We start from the raw sequence: 16,717 nt of genomic DNA on the forward strand, positions 1-16,717 counted from the left end.
CTAAAAAGGAGAAGTGAAAGCATGAGTAATGCAAAACTGGTATTTACCCCGTTATCCTATACGGGCTGGGGATCTCTTTCCCACCTGCCGGGGGAAGTGGAAAAGCACAGCCCGAAGCGGATATTAGTCGTGACCGATCCCGTACTACAGGACATCGGCGTGGTAGAAAAAATAATCTCTCCTTTAAAGGAGCAGGGATATGACACAGACGTATATACAGAAGTAGTGCCCGAGCCGCCGATTGAGGTTGGAGAAAGTCTGGTGGAGTATATTAGAAAAGGCGGGTATGAATTGGTTATCGGGCTCGGTGGCGGCAGTGCTCTTGACATGGCTAAAGCAGCGGCTGTGCTGGCGACCCATGAAGGAACTGCAGAGAGTTATTTGAATTTAAGCGGCAGCCGGGAGCTCAGCAGCAGAGGGCTGCCCAAAATTCTAATTCCAACCACCGCAGGAACCGGCTCAGAAGTAACCAATATCGCCGTATTCAGTCTGGAAAGTACGAAAGATGTGATCACACACGATTATCTGCTGGCAGATGCAGCCATTGTAGATCCGGAGATTACGATGAGTGTGCCTACGAAAGTAACGGCAGCAACCGGAGTGGACGCTTTAACGCATGCGATGGAAGCTTATATTTCCAAGTTTGCAAGCCCGGCAACGGATGCTCTGGCACTGCATGCAATAAAGCTGATCGGGCGTTCGCTCGTAACAGCTGTGAAGGATGGAAACAATAAAGAAGCCCGGTCGGATATGAGCCACGGCAGCTACATTGCGGGGCTGGCTTTCTTTAATGCCGGAGTGGCCGGCGTTCATGCACTGGCTTACCCGCTGGGCGGCCAGTTTCACATTGCCCACGGGGACTCCAACGCTGTGCTGCTGCCTTACGTTATGAGCTATATCCGCAAAAGCAGTGAAACCCGCATGAAAGATATGTATGAAGCCCTTGGCTTTGATGGCAGAGACCTCACAGCGGAAGAAGGGTCCAAAAAACTGATTGCCGCATTGGAAGGCCTTGTAGAAGAAGTCGGGATTCCTAAAACCCTGCAGGGCTTTAATGTGCCTGAATCAGCACTCGATTCCCTGACCGACGATGGCGTGAAGCAGAAGCGGATTCTGGCAAGAAGTCCGCTCACGCTCGAAAGAGAAGATATCCGGAAGATCTACCAATCGGCGTTTTCCGGCAGAGCTATAGAAGCATAAGATTTATTTCAAACAAGAAGCCCAGTCTGCATAAGCAGGCTGGTTTTTGGCGTGAAAGCAGCTGGAAACAGATGATCTGCCTGTTTGAAAAAGCAATAATCGGTAAAAAAATGAAATAATTTATATGACTGAATGTTCATTCATTACGTTTTTTGTTATACTGTAATTAATAAACGATAAAAAACGTCGAGTGATTCTTTATACAAAATGAAGAATCACATTTTGAGAGGAGCGATACATCTTATGGAAACATTCATCATCGTTAACTGGATTGCCTTTATTCTTGTAACCGCTTACGCATTATTTCTGTTCGGACAGCTCGTTTATACCCGCTACACGTATATAAAACTCGGGAAAAAAGCGGAATTTGACCGCAGTACCAAAGAGCGCTGGAACGATATCATGGTCAACGTGTTCGGTCAGAAGAAATTATTGAAAGATAAAAAAAGCGGTATTATTCATCTTATGTTTTTTTACGGATTTCTGCTCGTGCAGTTCAGCGCGATTGATATTATCTGGAAAGGGCTTGCGGTAGGCTCCCACCTGCCTCTTGGGCCACTGTATCCGGTATTCACGCTGTTTCAGGAAGCCGTTGTGTTAATGATACTTATTGCAGTGGTGTGGGCATTCCACCGCCGCTACGTGGAAAAACTTGTCCGCCTGAAAAGAAACTGGAAAGCAGGGCTCGTGCTCATTTTTATCGGCGGCCTGATGGTATCGAAAATGCTTGCCAAAGGCATGGAATTTATTTGGCTCGATAAATCATTAACCGGTTTTGAACCGATGGCCTCTGCGATTGCGTTTGTGGCCTCTCCACTGGGCGCAGGAGCCGCAGGACTATTGTTTTACGTGTTCTGGTGGGCCCACCTGCTGTTTCTGCTTACGTTTCTTGTGTACGTGCCGCAGTCCAAGCATGCGCATTTGCTGGCCGGTCCTGCCAACGTATGGCTTGGCCGCACGGAGCCGGTCGGAAAGCTGTCCTCGATTGATTTTGAAGATGAAACAAAAGAAGAGTTCGGCGTTGGAAAGATTGAAGACTTCAATCAAAAGCAGCTTTTGGACCTGTACGCCTGTGTAGAATGCGGACGCTGCACGAATATGTGTCCGGCTACGGGAACGGGCAAGATGCTGTCACCGATGGATCTGCTTCTTAAAATGCGTGATCATTTAACTGAAAAAGGGGCCGCTGTAACCTCGCGGTCGCCATGGATGCCGGCCTATGCGTTCAGCGGAACGAAGGGGAACCAGCTGGCTGCCCAGGGGCCTGAAGCTGCAATGGATGCTTATCATCCAAGCCTGATCGGCGACGTGATTACAGAAGATGAGATCTGGGCCTGTACGACCTGCCGGAACTGCGAAGACCAGTGCCCGGTGATGAACGAGCATGTAGATAAAATTATCGATCTCCGCCGTTACCTTGTACTGACCGAAGGAAAGATGGACCCGGATGCCCAGCGCGCCATGACGAACATTGAGCGGCAGGGAAATCCTTGGGGGATTAACCGCAAGGAACGGGAAAACTGGCGCGAGACGCGTGAAGATATTGACGTGCCGACGGTAAAAGAAATGAATAAAAAAGGCGAAGAATTTGAGTACTTGTTCTTTGTAGGCTCGATGGGATCCTATGACAAGAGAAGCCAGAAGATTGCCCAGTCCTTTGCGAAGCTGTTAAACGAAGCGGGCGTCAGCTTTGCCATTCTTGGAAACAAAGAAAAAAATTCAGGTGACACACCGCGCCGGATTGGAAACGAATTTTTATTCCAGGAGCTTGCGGCTGCCAACATCAGTGAATTTCAGAAAAACGACATCAAGAAGATTGTGACGATTGACCCGCACGCGTACAACATGTTCAAAAATGAATACCCGGAATTCGGCCTTGAAGATGTAGAAGTGTTTCACCACACCGAGCTTCTTGCTGACCTGGTAAAAGAAGGAAAGCTGAAGCCATCACATGAAGTAAAAGAAACGATCACGTACCATGACTCCTGCTATCTCGGGCGCTATAACGAAGTATATGATCCACCAAGAGACATTCTGGAAGCAATACCGGGTCTTATAGTAACGGAAATGGAACGAAACCGCCAGGACGGCATGTGCTGCGGCGCAGGCGGCGGCATGATGTGGATGGAGGAAGACAAAGGAGAACGTGTCAACGTGGCCAGGACGGAACAGGCGATGGACGTCAATCCTTCCATGATCGGAAGTGCCTGCCCTTACTGCCTGACGATGCTTTCCGACGGAACGAAAGCAAAAGAAGTAGAAGAGGATATTCAAACGATGGATATTGCAGAAATACTGGAATTATCGGTAGTAGGAAAAAAACAGGCAGTATAAGGAAAAGAGGGCTCTATTTTTAAAAAGGAGCCCTTTTTCTCCATTTTTTCTGCATGAAAGAAAGGCGCAGGCTCTTGCCTTTTAACCAGGATTCTTATACATTTATAATAAAGAAAACGCTTTCAAATACAACGAGTGAGCGTTCGCTCAATAAAAAGCGAGGAGACAGCTAAAATGGAAAAAACAGCAATTATAGCAGGGGCAAGAACTCCCTTCGGAAAATTTGGCGGAACATTGCAGCCACTTTCCGCGAGTGCCCTGGGGGGAGAAGCGATTAAAGGAGCCCTGAAGCATGCGGGAATAGACGGACAGAGTGTAGAAGAAGTGCTGATGGGAAATGTGCTGCAGGGAGGCCAGGGCCAGCTCCCTTCCCGACAGGCAGCGAGGTATGCAGGCCTTCCTTGGGAAACAGAGACGGAAACGATAAATAAAGTCTGTGCCTCCGGCATGCGCAGCCTCACGCTTGGAGACCAGATGATACGGGCCGGTGATAAAAGCCTCATCATCAGCGGCGGCATGGAATCAATGAGCAATGCTCCTTATTTTTCCGACACGGCCCGGTGGGGAACGCGGATGGGAAACGCCGCACTTAAGGACATGATGGTTCATGACGGGCTGACCTGTTCTTTTCAAAACGTTCATATGGGCGTTTACGGCGGGGAAGTCGCTGAGAGCTTTGGCATTGCGCGAGAGCGGCAGGATGAGTGGGCCCTTAGAAGTCATATGCGGGCGGCGCAGGCAATAGATAAGGGCTGGCTCGCCGAAGAAATAACAGCGGTTGAGGTGCCGCAGCGAAAGCAGGACCCTTTAACGGTTCTGCACGATGAAGCGCCGCGGCGCAATACGACGCTGGAAGGACTGCAGCAATTGCCGCCAATTTTTGCGAAAAGCGGCACGATCACAGCCGGCAATGCTCCCGGCGTAAACGACGGTGCCTGTGCCATGGTGTTAATGAATGGAAGAGAAGCGGAGGCCGGACAGAAGCAGCCGCTCGCCTGGATTGAAGCACATACGGCGCTCGCTGTGGAAGCGGAGCTGTTCCCGAAAACACCGGGCCTTGTCATACAAAAGCTGCTCCAGAAAACAGGCTATAAGCCGGAAGACATTGATTTATTTGAAATTAACGAAGCATTTGCCGCCGTGGCACTTGTCAGCAGCGATATAGCCGGATTGGATGAAAGCAAGATAAACATCAACGGCGGAGCGGTGGCGCTCGGGCATCCGATTGGCGCCAGCGGAGCCCGTATTATCCTTACTCTTGCCCATGCGTTGAAGCGCCGGGGCGGCGGGCTCGGTATTGCAGCCATATGCAGCGGCGGCGGCCAGGGGGATGCTGTTTTAATCAAAGTAGACTAGCAGGAGGTTCATATGAAAATTAAAACAATAGCCGTCATCGGCGCAGGACAGATGGGAACAGGTATTGCTCAGGTTCACGCGGAGGCCGGATACGAAGTATATTTGTACGATATTAATGAAAAACAGGTCGAGAGCGGCCTGGCATCGATTCAAAAACGACTGGAGCGGAACGTCGAAAAAGGCAGAATGACAGCTGAAAATCAACAGCAGACGATGAAAAGCCTGCATGCTTCTCATGTTCTGAGTGATGTAGCGAGGGCTGAATTAATAATCGAAGCCGCTTCTGAAAAAATGGAAGTCAAAAAAGCGATTTTTACCCAGCTGAATGACGAAGCAAAGGAAGGCGCTATTCTTGCTACCAACACATCCTCGCTTCCTATCACGGAAATAGCCGCTGTAACGACAAGAACCGAACAGGTTATCGGCATGCACTTTATGAATCCGGTCCCGGTGATGAAGCTTGTTGAAGTAATCCGCGGACTGGCTACAAATGATGAAACAACCAAAGCGGTAATGGACGTCATCGAAACGCTTCAAAAAACAGCGGTGGAGGTTCAGGATTCCCCGGGCTTTGCGGCGAACCGTATTTTAATGCCGATGATCAATGAAGCGGTGTTTACGCTGCATGAAGGAACGGCTGATGTAAAAGGAATTGATAACGTCATGAAACTCGGCATGAATCATCCGATGGGGCCGCTGGAGCTTGCTGATTTTATCGGACTGGATACGTGCCTGTATATTATGGAAATTCTGCATCAAGGTCTGGGCGAGGACAAATACCGGCCATGCCCTCTGCTGCGTAAATATGTAAAGGCCGGCTGGCTCGGCAAAAAGACAGGACGCGGTTTTTATGAATACACCTAAAGAATAGGGGCGGGAAAATGAATCTCCGATGGACGGACGAACAGCAGATGATGCGGAAAACAGCCAGACAGTTCGCTGAAAAGGAAGTAGCTCCCGAAGTAGCACGTATGGAAGAAGAAGACCGCTTTCCGGTGGAACTTGTGCAGAAAATGGCCGGATTGGGCTTTATGGGCATCCCGATCGACGAAGAGTGGGGAGGAACTGGAATGGACTTTTCTTCCTATATTTTGGCGATCCATGAAATATCGAAAAAAAGTGCGGCGCTCGGCGTTATTTTATCGGTCCACACGTCTGTGGGAACGATGCCGATCGTTCACTTTGGTACAGAGAAACAGAAAGCACATTATCTTCCAAAGCTTGCCTCAGGGGAGTACCTCGGAGCGTTTGCTCTTACGGAAGCAGGCTCCGGCAGTGACGCGTCCAGCCTGAAGACAACAGCGGAAAAGAAGGACGGGCGTTACGTGCTGAACGGATCGAAAGTGTTCATTACGAATGCGGGAGCGGCGGACACCTATATTGTGTTTGCGTCGACCACTCCAGGAACCGGTGCAAAAGGCATCAGTGCATTTATTGTAGAAAAAAACTTTCCGGGCTTTTTCGTAGGGAAAAAAGAACGGAAGATGGGCATGCACGGGTCCAACACCTGCGAAATTATCCTGGATCAATGCGAAGTGCCTGTTGAAAACCTGCTCGGCAGGGAAGGTGAAGGATTTTCAATTGCCTTATCCAATCTGTATGCAGGGCGGATCGGTATCGCCGCCCAGTCTCTGGGCATAGCGGAAGCCGCACTGGAAGCGGCTGTCGCTTACGCCAAAGAACGCAGACAGTTCGGAAAGCCGATCGGCTCGATGCAGGGAATCAGCTTTAAACTAGCTGATATGGCCACAAAAGTGGAAGCAGCCCGGCTTTTTGTGTATCAGGCAGCAGACGCCTATGAAAAAGGAAAAGCGACCGCTCAATCGACCTCCATGACCAAACTGTTTGCCTCAAAAACGGCAATGGACGTAGCGGTTGAGGCAGTCCAGGTATTCGGCGGCTACGGCTATACAAAAGAATATCCGGTGGAACGTTTTTTCCGTGATGCAAAAGTGTGCGAAATTTATGAAGGAACAAGTGAGATACAGCGGATTGTAATTGGAAAAAGCCTGATGGCGTAAAAAGGAGAGAGACATATGGATTTTGGACTAACGGATGAACAGCAGATGATAAGAAAAATGGTACGCGACTTTGCCAACAAGGAAGTGGCACCGACCGCGGAAGAACGGGACGAAGAAGAACGGTTTGACCGCAGTATTTTTAACAAAATGGCAGAGCTGGGACTTACCGGAATACCGTGGCCGGAAGAGTACGGAGGCATAGGCGGCGACTACGTAAGCTACGTCATTGCTGTAGAAGAGCTTTCCAGAGTATGTGCATCAACGGGCGTAACCTTGTCTGCGCACCTTTCCTTAGCAGGCTGGCCGGTTTATACTTATGGAACAGAGGAACAAAAACAAAAATATTTAACCGCGATGGCTTCCGGTGAAATGATGGGCGCTTACGGCCTCACAGAGCCCGGATCAGGTTCTGATGCTGCCGCCATGAAAACAACAGCAAAAAAAGAAAACGGGGAGTACATTCTGAATGGATCGAAAATATTTATTACCAACGGAGGCGAAGCCGATGTCTATATCGTATTTGCCGTAACAGATCCCGCCTTAAAGCATAAAGGGGTAAGCGCATTTATTGTAGAAAAAAACTTCCCCGGGTTTTCGGTAGGAAAGAAAGAAAAAAAGCTCGGCATCCGCTCGTCTCCTACAACGGAAATTATTTTTGAAGACTGCCGCGTGCCGGAAGAAAACCTGCTCGGAAGCGAAGGACAGGGATTTGCTATTGCCATGAAAACACTTGACGGCGGACGCAACGGCATTGCCGCCCAGGCGGTGGGCATTGCCCAGGGCGCGCTTGATGCTGCAGTTGACTACGCGAAGGAACGAAAGCAGTTCGGAAAGCCGATTGCCAGCATGCAGGGGATCAGCTTTAAACTGGCCGATATGGCCGTGAAGGTGGAAGCCTCCCGTCTGCTGACCTATCAGGCGGCCTGGAACGAAAGTGCCGGAATCGCATATGGAAAAGAGTCTGCTATGTCGAAGCTGTTTGCAGGTGATTCAGCGATGGATGTTACGATAGAAGCAGTTCAGGTATTCGGCGGCTACGGATACACGAAAGATTATCCAGTCGAGCGGTACATGCGGGATGCTAAAATCACCCAGATTTACGAAGGGACAAATGAAGTCCAGCGTCTCGTTATCGGTAAAATGCTGCTCAACGACTGATGAATACAGGAGGAGAAGCATGCAGAAGAAAAAAGTGCCTTCCATGGTAAAAGACGAGCAGCTCATACAAATCAGAAGAGAACAGTTAATAAAAGGAGCGGTAAAGCTTTTCAAAGAAAAAGGCTTTCACCGGACGACGACGCGCGAAATGGCAAAAGAAGCCGGCTTCAGCATCGGTACGCTGTATGAGTACATCGGCTCCAAAGAAGACGTTCTCTATTTGGTCTGTGATTCGATATACGAAGAAGTAAGAACCCGCCTGGATGCCCATCTTGCAAAACAGGAAGCGGGAATGGACCGGCTTAAACAAGTCATTGCCTCGCTTTTTAAAGTAATGGACGAAATGCAGGACGAGGTGCTTATTATGTACCAGGAAGCCAAATCTCTTCCGAAAGAATCGTTGTCCTATGTATTGAAAAAAGAAGCGGAAATGACCGGACTTGTAGAAAGTGCTGTTCGGGAAGCGTCAGAAGCAGGCAGCATCGGCCCGTTAAACCCGATGGAAATGGAAATACTGGCCAATAACATTATGATTGCCGGACAGATGTGGACATTCCGCCGCTGGACCGTGCAGAGAGCCTGCACACTGGAAGAATATACGGCTGTCCAGAGCAAACTGCTGCTTTCGAGTCTGGTCGCTGAAACAAAGTAGGATACAAAAGGGAGGAATGCAGGATGGCAGTACAGGAAATGCATACGTTGAAAAACCCGGTACGGTTTGTGACTGCTTCCAGCCTGTTTGATGGACATGACGCCTCGATTAATATTATGAGGCGTCTGCTTCAGGCAGGAGGAGCGGAAGTTATTCATTTAGGACATAATCGTTCTGTTGAAGAAATTGTAAACGCTTCCATACAAGAAGACGTTCAGGGCATCGCAATTTCTTCTTATCAGGGCGGCCATATGGAATATTTTAAATACTGCTACGACCTTCTCCAGGAAAAAGGAGCCGGCCATATCCGCATATACGGAGGCGGGGGTGGAGTAATCAATCCCCCTGAAATTAAAGAGCTTCATGCATACGGGATTGCCCATATTTTTTCTCCTGACGACGGAAGAACCTTCGGCCTGCGCGGCATGATCAGCCAAATGCTTGAAGAGTGTGACTTTCCGGTAAAGTCGGATCAGGTATTTTCGCTCAAAGATATTAAAGAAAAAAACGATCAGGCGGTAGCCCGCTTTATGACAGTAGCGGAAAATGAAAACCTGCGGACGGGTCCGTGGAAAGAAGCGCTCCTCTCGATCCAGCGCACCGAGGAGACATACCCGGTGCTTGGTATTACAGGAACAGGGGGCGCCGGAAAAAGCTCATTAACCGATGAACTGGTGCGCCGTTTCCTGCGGGAATTTACCGATAAAACCGTTGCGGTGCTGTCTATTGATCCGACTAAGCAGAAAACAGGCGGCGCCCTGCTCGGGGACCGGATCCGGATGAATGCTATCCATCACCCGCGGGTTTTCATGAGAAGCCTTGCCACCAGAAGCTCCAAAACAGAAACGTCCAGCAGCCTCCGCGATGCTATTCAGGTAGCTAAAGCGGCAGAGTTCGATTTAATTATTGTAGAAACAAGCGGCATCGGCCAGGGGGATGCGGAAATTGCCGAGATTGCCGACGTGTCGCTTTATGTCATGACGAGTGAATTCGGGGCACCATCCCAGCTGGAAAAAATCGATATGATTGATTTTGCCGACGTTATTTCCATCAATAAATTTGACCGTAAAGGCTCAGAGGATGCGCTCCGGGACGTAAGAAAACAGTACCAGCGCAGCCGGGAGTGGTTCGACAGACCGACAGAAGAAATGCCTGTTTACGGTACGATAGCAAGCCAGTTTAACGACCCCGGCACGAATATCCTTTTTTCCGAAATCATTCAGGCTATTGAAAAAAAGTGCGGCGTAGACTGGGAAACAACGATTAATACAGACGAAGAAACCGGTAAAAAAGATATGATTATACCTGCAGACCGGACCCCGTATTTACGGGAAATCGTTCAGACGGTGCGGGGATACAAAGAACATGCAGCCGAGCAGGCGGAAACTGCACGGAAGCTTTTTCAAATTGACGGCACGATGCGTCTTCTCGAACAGAGCGAAGGCGGCCCGGGCACGCTCAAGGAGCTTGAAGGCATAAAAGAGCAGATAGAAAAGCAGCTCGATCCGGAAGCGAAGGGGCTTCTTGACGGCTGGGAAGAGTTAAAAGAAGCGTACAACGGCGATACCTTTACCTCGGAATCCCGGGGCAGGGAAATTGTCACGGAACTAAATGTAGAAACGCTTTCCGGTTTAAAAGTAAAGCGTGTGGCGCTTCCCCGTTTCAAAGATTGGGGAGCGATCATAGAATGGCAGATGCTTGAAAACATTCCGGGATCCTATCCATTTACGGCCGGTGTGTTTCCGTTTAAACGCAAAGGCGAGGACCCCAAACGGCAGTTTGCCGGAGAAGGCACGCCTGCCCGGACCAATCGGAGATTTCATTATCTTTCCAAGGATGATGAAGCAAAAAGGCTGAGCACCGCTTTTGATTCGGTCACTTTATATGGAGAAGACCCGGACGAGCGTCCGGATATTTACGGAAAAGTCGGGGAAAGCGGAGTAAGCATCTGTACACTTGAAGACATGAAAAAGCTCTACGAGGGGTTCGATCTGATTTCACCGACCACTTCTGTTTCCATGACTATAAACGGGCCGGCGCCTATTATTCTGGCTATGTTTATGAATACCGCCGTTGATCAGCAGCTGGATTTATTTGCGGAAAAAGAAGGACGGCCGGCTTCGGAAGAAGAAAAGCAGGAAATCAAGGCAGAAACACTGGCCACGGTTCGTGGAACGGTCCAGGCTGATATTTTAAAAGAAGACCAGGGACAGAATACGTGTATTTTTTCAACGGAGTTTGCTCTCCGGATGATGGGGGATATTCAACAGTACTTTATTGATAACAAAGTGCGTAACTACTATTCGGTGTCGATTTCGGGCTATCATATCGCGGAAGCGGGAGCCAATCCGATCAGTCAGGTCGCTTTTACGCTCTCCAATGCGTTTACGTATGTAGAGTATTATTTAAGCCGCGGCATGGATATTGATGAATTTGCAGCCAACCTGTCCTTCTTTTTCAGCAACGGACTCGATGCAGAATACGCCGTGATCGGCCGGGTAGCCCGCAGAATCTGGGCTGTGGTGATGAAAGAAAAGTACGGCGGCAATGAACGAAGCCAGAAGCTGAAGTATCATGTACAGACGTCAGGCCGGTCCCTGCACGCCCAGGAAGTGGACTTTAATGACATCCGTACTACGCTCCAGGCGCTTCTGGCTATCTACGACAACTGTAATTCGCTTCATACGAATGCGTATGACGAAGCGGTAACCACACCGACGGAAAGCTCAGTCCGACGGGCCATGGCCATTCAGATGATTATTACAAAAGAGCTCGGCCTTGCCAAAAACGAAAATTCCACTCAGGGGTCTTTCATTTTAGAAGAACTGACGGAACTGGTGGAAGAAGCGGTGCTTCAGGAAATGAGCCGCATCGACGACAGGGGCGGCGTGCTCGGCGCGATGGAAACCCAGTATCAGCGTGGAAAGATTCAGGAAGAATCGATGTATTATGAAATGAAGAAGCATACGGGTGAACTGCCGATCATCGGTGTAAATACGTACCTGGCGCCTGAACAAGATGAAACCGTGTTTGATATGGAGCTGGCCCGTGCAGATAAAGAAGAAAAAGACAGCCAGATTGCAGCCCTCCGTCAGTTTCAGCAGAAGCATGAAAAAGAAGGCCCGGAGTCGTTGAGACGTCTGCAGGAAACGGCTGTATCCGGAGGCAATGTATTCGAAGAGCTTATGGAAACGGTGCGGACGGCAAGTCTCGGCCAGATTACGCACGCTTTGTATGAAGTAGGCGGCCAATACCGGAGAAATATGTAATTTTAAAGATTCCTTGTCAAATAACTAGTAAATTAAAAGAAAATATGTTTATAATGGAAAGTATGATTTTAACGGTGCAGATAGGATAATGAAGAATCTGACCCGGCAGCAAGAATACTTTCTGAAAGGATGTGCGGCCAGTGAGCATCCGCGATTTTACGGAAGAACAAATCGTCGAAATGTCCGCTATTGAGGTGGCTTTTGTATTATTGAACGAGGAAAAAAAGCCATATGATTACCAGCAGTTATTCAATCGCATTGTTGATCTGAAAGGGTTGAATCACGAAGAAACAAGCCGCCGCCGAACAAAGCTGTTTACAGCTTTTAACCTGGATGGCCGGTTTATTCATTTAGGCGAGAATCACTGGGGCCTTAGAGAATGGTATTCTCTTGACCAGAGTGATGAAGAGCTTAGTGATACCGTGAAACCAAAAAAACCTTCAGACGATGATTTTGAATTAGAAGAAGAAGCGGAGTCTGACGACGATCTTGAAGATATCAAAGATGAGTTGGATGATTTTTCCGCAAAGGAAGACGCTGACGAAGACGAAGACAACTTAGAAGGATTCGGAAACGTAAAGAAACCAAAAGTGCCGGACGAGATCGAAGAATAGAATTACGGGAGGCAGCTCCTTGACTTTTATTCAAAGGCTAGGTAAAATCATTTTTGGGCTTTACAAGAACGTATCAATTCATTCATAACGTTGACGTTAATGACGAACAAGCAAAAGGGCGCCCCTCCCGAGGGTGAGGTGTCGCTTTTGCTTTTTTTTTGTTTTCATGCCCCTTTTACCGGTACCGCATGAAATCATTTATAGCAGGAAATAAGCAGGAAGTTAACATACAAAGGAGTAGATCGAGGGATGGCGAGCAAATATATTTTTGTAACAGGTGGCGTTGTATCTTCGCTTGGAAAAGGAATCACGGCAGCATCATTAGGAAGGCTGCTGAAAAACCGTGGACTAAGCGTAACAATTCAAAAGTTTGACCCGTATATTAACGTAGATCCCGGCACAATGAGCCCGTATCAGCACGGAGAAGTATTCGTGACCGATGACGGCGCGGAGACAGATCTCGACCTTGGGCACTACGAACGTTTTATTGACATTAACCTAAGCCAGAACAGCAATGTGACAACCGGGAAAATATATTCTTCTGTTATCCGGAAGGAACGCCGCGGGGACTACCTGGGCGGAACGGTTCAGGTTATCCCTCATGTAACGAATGAAATAAAAGAACGCGTGTATAGAGCAAGCCGGGAAACCAATGCAGATGTAGTTATTACAGAAATCGGGGGCACGGTCGGGGATATTGAAAGCCTTCCTTTTCTGGAAGCCATCCGCCAGATCAAAAGTGACGTTGGCGTGGAAAACGTGCTGTATCTTCACTGTACGTTGATTCCCTACCTTTCTGCAGCAGGGGAAATGAAATCCAAGCCGACCCAGCACAGTGTGAAAGAGCTGAGAAGCCTTGGCATTCAGCCAAACATCATTGTAGTCCGTACAGAAAAACCAGTGCCGCAGGAAATGAAAGAAAAGATTGCACTTTTCTGCGATATTAACAAAAACGCTGTAATTGAATGCCAGGACGCGGATACGCTTTACAAAGTACCGCTCGAGCTTCAGGCACAGAACCTCGACCAGATTGTGTGCGACTACCTGCATTTGGATGCAAAGGAAGCAGACATGACGGAATGGAAAGAATTAGTGAACCGCGTCCAGAACCTTTCCGGCACCGTAAATATTGCGCTTGTTGGTAAGTATGTAGCTCTTCCGGATGCGTATCTTTCGGTAGCAGAATCATTAAAGCACGCCGGGTATGCGTTTGATGCCGATGTAAAAATCAGCTGGATTAACTCGGAGAATATTACGCGTGAAAATGCAGCGGAAACTCTTTCCGGAGTTGACGGGATTCTTGTACCGGGTGGATTCGGCGACCGGGGCATTGATGGAAAAATCTTTGCTATTCAACATGCACGTGAAAACAATGTGCCATTCTTTGGTATCTGCCTTGGCATGCAGCTGGCTTCTGTCGAATTTGCCCGTAATGTTGCAGGTCTTCCGGAAGCAGGGTCTGCGGAACTGCATCCTCATGCAAAAGACCCAGTCATTGATCTGCTGCCGGAGCAGAAAGACGTGGAAGACCTTGGCGGAACCCTTCGTCTCGGCCTGTATCCATGTAAACTGAAAGAAGGCACGAAAGCGAAGGAAGCATATGGAGAAGAAGTGGTGTATGAACGCCACCGCCACCGCTATGAATTCAGCAACTCCTACCGGGAAGTACTGGAGTCTGCCGGCTTTATCTTCAGTGGTACGAGTCCGGACGGACGCCTGGTGGAAATTATTGAGCTTGCCGACCATCCTTACTTCGTGGCTTCTCAGTTCCATCCTGAATTTGTATCAAGACCTACGCGCCCTCAGCCGTTATTCAGGGACTTTATTAAAGCATCTCTGAAAAAACAATAAATACAAAAAAAGGAGCAGCCCCTGCGGGCGGCTCCTTTTTTAGAGTGATAATTCCTCGAGCATTTCCTGCATATACAAAAACAAAAGCTGGCCGGTAAAAAGGGCAGCAAGGGCTGTTGGATCCCCATGCTTTTCGCCGGTGTCTGATGGAACGATTCCGCCGCGCACAAAGGTGGACAGCCATACATCAAGCGGGTCGGGTTCTATATGCTCCTGCCCGGAAGCAGGGCCGATAATAACGGTGGAAGCAGAGGCCTGAACTACTGCTTTATGCCATGAAGATATGGCGTTAGTATCTTTAGAATCCGCAAGCAGCAGCAGACGGTCTGTTTCCTGGATATCGTCGGGAAGGACGTCGATGTAAACGACTCCTTCCGGCGCATCCGGGTGGCTGCAGAGCGAGAGGGCTGTCCCTTTAAGAGCCGGAACAGCAGCTATGTAAAGCGTACCTGTACCTGACCCGGCCTGCAGCAGCAGCCTGGATGCATCTTCAAATGCTTCTTCCTGTTTGGACGCAATGGACTGGAAGATTCCCTGCAGCTGGGTGGCAAATATCTTCATCCTATCTCTCCTTTTTAATACAATCAGACTTCTATTGTGCAGGATGGGACCCGAAAAGAAAAGCGGGACGTTTAACGAAGCGGCTCTAGGTGAAAAGACATGTATACGCAATAGTAAGGAGTTAGTTCAAATGAAAAAAATTTTAATTGTAGATGATCAATACGGTATACGAGTGCTCCTCAATGAAGTATTGAAAAAAGATGGCTTTGAGATCTTTCAGTCTGCTAATGGAGAAGGGGCCCTGGAACTTGTGCAGGAGGAGAAGCCTGATCTTATGCTTCTCGACATGCGGATACCGGGCATGAACGGCCTGGAGATTATGAGGGAAATCAAAAAACGCGGAACGGATAATGGGATGAAGGTTATTCTAATGACGGCCTTCGGCGAAGAACAGATGATGCTCGAAGCAAAAGAGCTGGGCATTACAGATCATTGTGCGAAGCCTTTTGACATTTCCACTATCCGCGAAAAGGTGAAGCTGCATTTAGATTCCTAGCCTAAGAGCGGTTTTGATCTTTTTTTTAAGAAGTAACCGTTCTCATTTAAGGTGGGCAGATGAATTTTTATTATGATGTGCTATAATACAAACAGAAACCATTAGAACAGCTTTTTTCACGTTTCTTTCACAAAAGAAACAGCTGTTTTACTGGAAATATTGTTCAAATGGAAGAGGGAGGACCAACATGCCTTTAGTATCAATGAAAGAAATGCTCGAAACAGCTAAAGCAGAAAATTATGCAGTAGGTCAATTTAATTTAAACAACATGGAATTCACACAAGCCATCCTTCAGGCTGCAGAAGAGGAAAAATCTCCGGTAATCTGTGGTGTATCCGAGGGCGCTGCCCGTTACATGGGAGGATTTGAGTTTGTTGTAGATATGGTGAAAGCTTACATCAAAGCATACAACGTTACGGTTCCCGTAGCTATTCACTTGGACCACGGTTCCAGCTTTGAAAGCTGCGTCCAGGCAATTAAAGCAGGCTTTACGTCTGTTATGATTGACGGATCCCATCACCCGCTTGAAGAAAATATCGCTATTACAAAGCGTGTCGTAGATGTAGCCCACTCTGTAGGCGTATCTGTTGAAGCTGAACTTGGCCGCGTTGGCGGACAGGAAGATGATTTGATCGTTGATGATGCAGAAGCAGCTTATGCTATTCCTGCTGAGTGTAAAGAGCTTGTAGAACAGACCGGCGTTGACTGCCTTGCAGCTGCTCTTGGATCTGTACACGGCCCTTATAAAGGCGAGCCGAACCTTGGCTTTGACCGTATGGAAGAAATCAATCAGATGATCGGCGGCATTCCGCTTGTTCTTCACGGTGGTACTGGTATTCCAACAGATGACGTGAAAAAAGCAATCCGTTTCGGTCACGCTAAAGTGAACGTAAACACAGAAAGCCAGATCACTTCTGCACAGGCAGTACGTGATACTCTTGCAGCTCAGCCTGAGCAGTATGACCCACGTAAATATCTTGGTCCTGCACGTGATGCGATCAAGACAACTGTTAAAGGAAAAATGCAGGAATTTGGTTCTTCTAACAAAGGTTAATTAGATAATAGGAAGAAGAGCTGACTAGTAAAAGGCATCAGCATAATACTTGGCGTCTTTTACTGTTAGCTCTTTTCTTTTTTACCAAATCCAGGTATTATTTTAAAGAAGGTTTCTTTTTATACGTAATTATGACAGCGCTATTATATCT

The 16,717-nt window shown here is 48.2% G+C and carries 13 protein-coding genes; 12 read left to right on the forward strand and 1 reads right to left on the reverse strand.

The window, feature by feature from the left end:
- Positions 1-21: 21 nt before the first annotated feature.
- The 10 genes from AC5W14_RS10710 (at position 22) to pyrG (ending at position 14,455) form a co-directional block, all read left to right on the forward strand.
- Positions 22-1,200 carry an iron-containing alcohol dehydrogenase gene (locus tag AC5W14_RS10710; RefSeq protein WP_496194377.1) on the forward strand — a complete coding sequence of 393 codons (1,179 nt, stop codon included), beginning with the start codon at positions 22-24 and terminating at the stop codon, positions 1,198-1,200.
- A 243-nt stretch (positions 1,201-1,443) separates the two neighbouring features.
- Complete coding sequence (locus tag AC5W14_RS10715; RefSeq protein ID WP_496057925.1) at positions 1,444-3,534, forward strand: heterodisulfide reductase-related iron-sulfur binding cluster; 2,091 nt, start codon at positions 1,444-1,446, stop codon at positions 3,532-3,534.
- Between the two features lie 174 nt (positions 3,535-3,708).
- A complete protein-coding gene (locus AC5W14_RS10720) occupies positions 3,709-4,890 on the forward strand; it encodes an acetyl-CoA C-acetyltransferase (RefSeq protein ID WP_496057924.1) in 1,182 nt (393 codons plus the stop codon).
- 12 nt (positions 4,891-4,902) lie between these two features.
- Complete coding sequence (locus tag AC5W14_RS10725) at positions 4,903-5,754, forward strand: 3-hydroxybutyryl-CoA dehydrogenase (protein WP_496057923.1); 852 nt, start codon at positions 4,903-4,905, stop codon at positions 5,752-5,754.
- 17 nt (positions 5,755-5,771) lie between these two features.
- A complete protein-coding gene (locus AC5W14_RS10730) occupies positions 5,772-6,911 on the forward strand; it encodes an acyl-CoA dehydrogenase (RefSeq protein WP_496057922.1) in 1,140 nt (379 codons plus the stop codon).
- A 15-nt stretch (positions 6,912-6,926) separates the two neighbouring features.
- The gene (locus tag AC5W14_RS10735; RefSeq protein ID WP_496057921.1) at positions 6,927-8,069 is read left to right on the forward strand and encodes an acyl-CoA dehydrogenase; all 1,143 of its coding nucleotides are present in this window, start codon (positions 6,927-6,929) and stop codon (positions 8,067-8,069) included.
- A 19-nt stretch (positions 8,070-8,088) separates the two neighbouring features.
- Positions 8,089-8,721 carry a TetR/AcrR family transcriptional regulator gene (locus AC5W14_RS10740; RefSeq protein ID WP_496057920.1) on the forward strand — a complete coding sequence of 211 codons (633 nt, stop codon included), beginning with the start codon at positions 8,089-8,091 and terminating at the stop codon, positions 8,719-8,721.
- Between the two features lie 23 nt (positions 8,722-8,744).
- Positions 8,745-11,990 carry a fused isobutyryl-CoA mutase/GTPase IcmF gene (icmF, locus tag AC5W14_RS10745; RefSeq protein WP_496194378.1) on the forward strand — a complete coding sequence of 1,082 codons (3,246 nt, stop codon included), beginning with the start codon at positions 8,745-8,747 and terminating at the stop codon, positions 11,988-11,990.
- A 140-nt stretch (positions 11,991-12,130) separates the two neighbouring features.
- Positions 12,131-12,604, forward strand: coding sequence for a DNA-directed RNA polymerase subunit delta (gene rpoE / locus AC5W14_RS10750; RefSeq protein WP_496057918.1), 474 nt, complete (start codon positions 12,131-12,133; stop codon positions 12,602-12,604).
- Positions 12,605-12,853: 249 nt separating this feature from the next.
- Positions 12,854-14,455, forward strand: coding sequence for a CTP synthase (gene pyrG / locus AC5W14_RS10755; protein WP_496057917.1), 1,602 nt, complete (start codon positions 12,854-12,856; stop codon positions 14,453-14,455).
- A 39-nt stretch (positions 14,456-14,494) separates the two neighbouring features.
- On the opposite strand, the gene AC5W14_RS10760 is transcribed toward pyrG, so the two are convergent.
- Positions 14,495-15,016 (reverse strand): DUF2529 family protein, encoded by a 522-nt coding sequence (locus AC5W14_RS10760; protein ID WP_496194379.1) that lies wholly within the window; start codon positions 15,014-15,016, stop codon positions 14,495-14,497.
- 130 nt (positions 15,017-15,146) lie between these two features.
- Here AC5W14_RS10760 and AC5W14_RS10765 point away from each other — a divergent pair, with 130 nt between their 5' ends.
- Together AC5W14_RS10765 and fba are read left to right on the forward strand one after the other, a co-directional pair.
- On the forward strand, positions 15,147-15,512 hold the full coding sequence (locus AC5W14_RS10765; protein WP_496057915.1) for a response regulator: 366 nt from the start codon (positions 15,147-15,149) through the stop codon (positions 15,510-15,512).
- A 187-nt stretch (positions 15,513-15,699) separates the two neighbouring features.
- Complete coding sequence (fba, locus tag AC5W14_RS10770) at positions 15,700-16,566, forward strand: class II fructose-1,6-bisphosphate aldolase (protein WP_496057914.1); 867 nt, start codon at positions 15,700-15,702, stop codon at positions 16,564-16,566.
- Positions 16,567-16,717 lie beyond the last annotated feature (151 nt).

Source organism: Sinobaca sp. TMA16-18 (assembly GCF_059510535.1).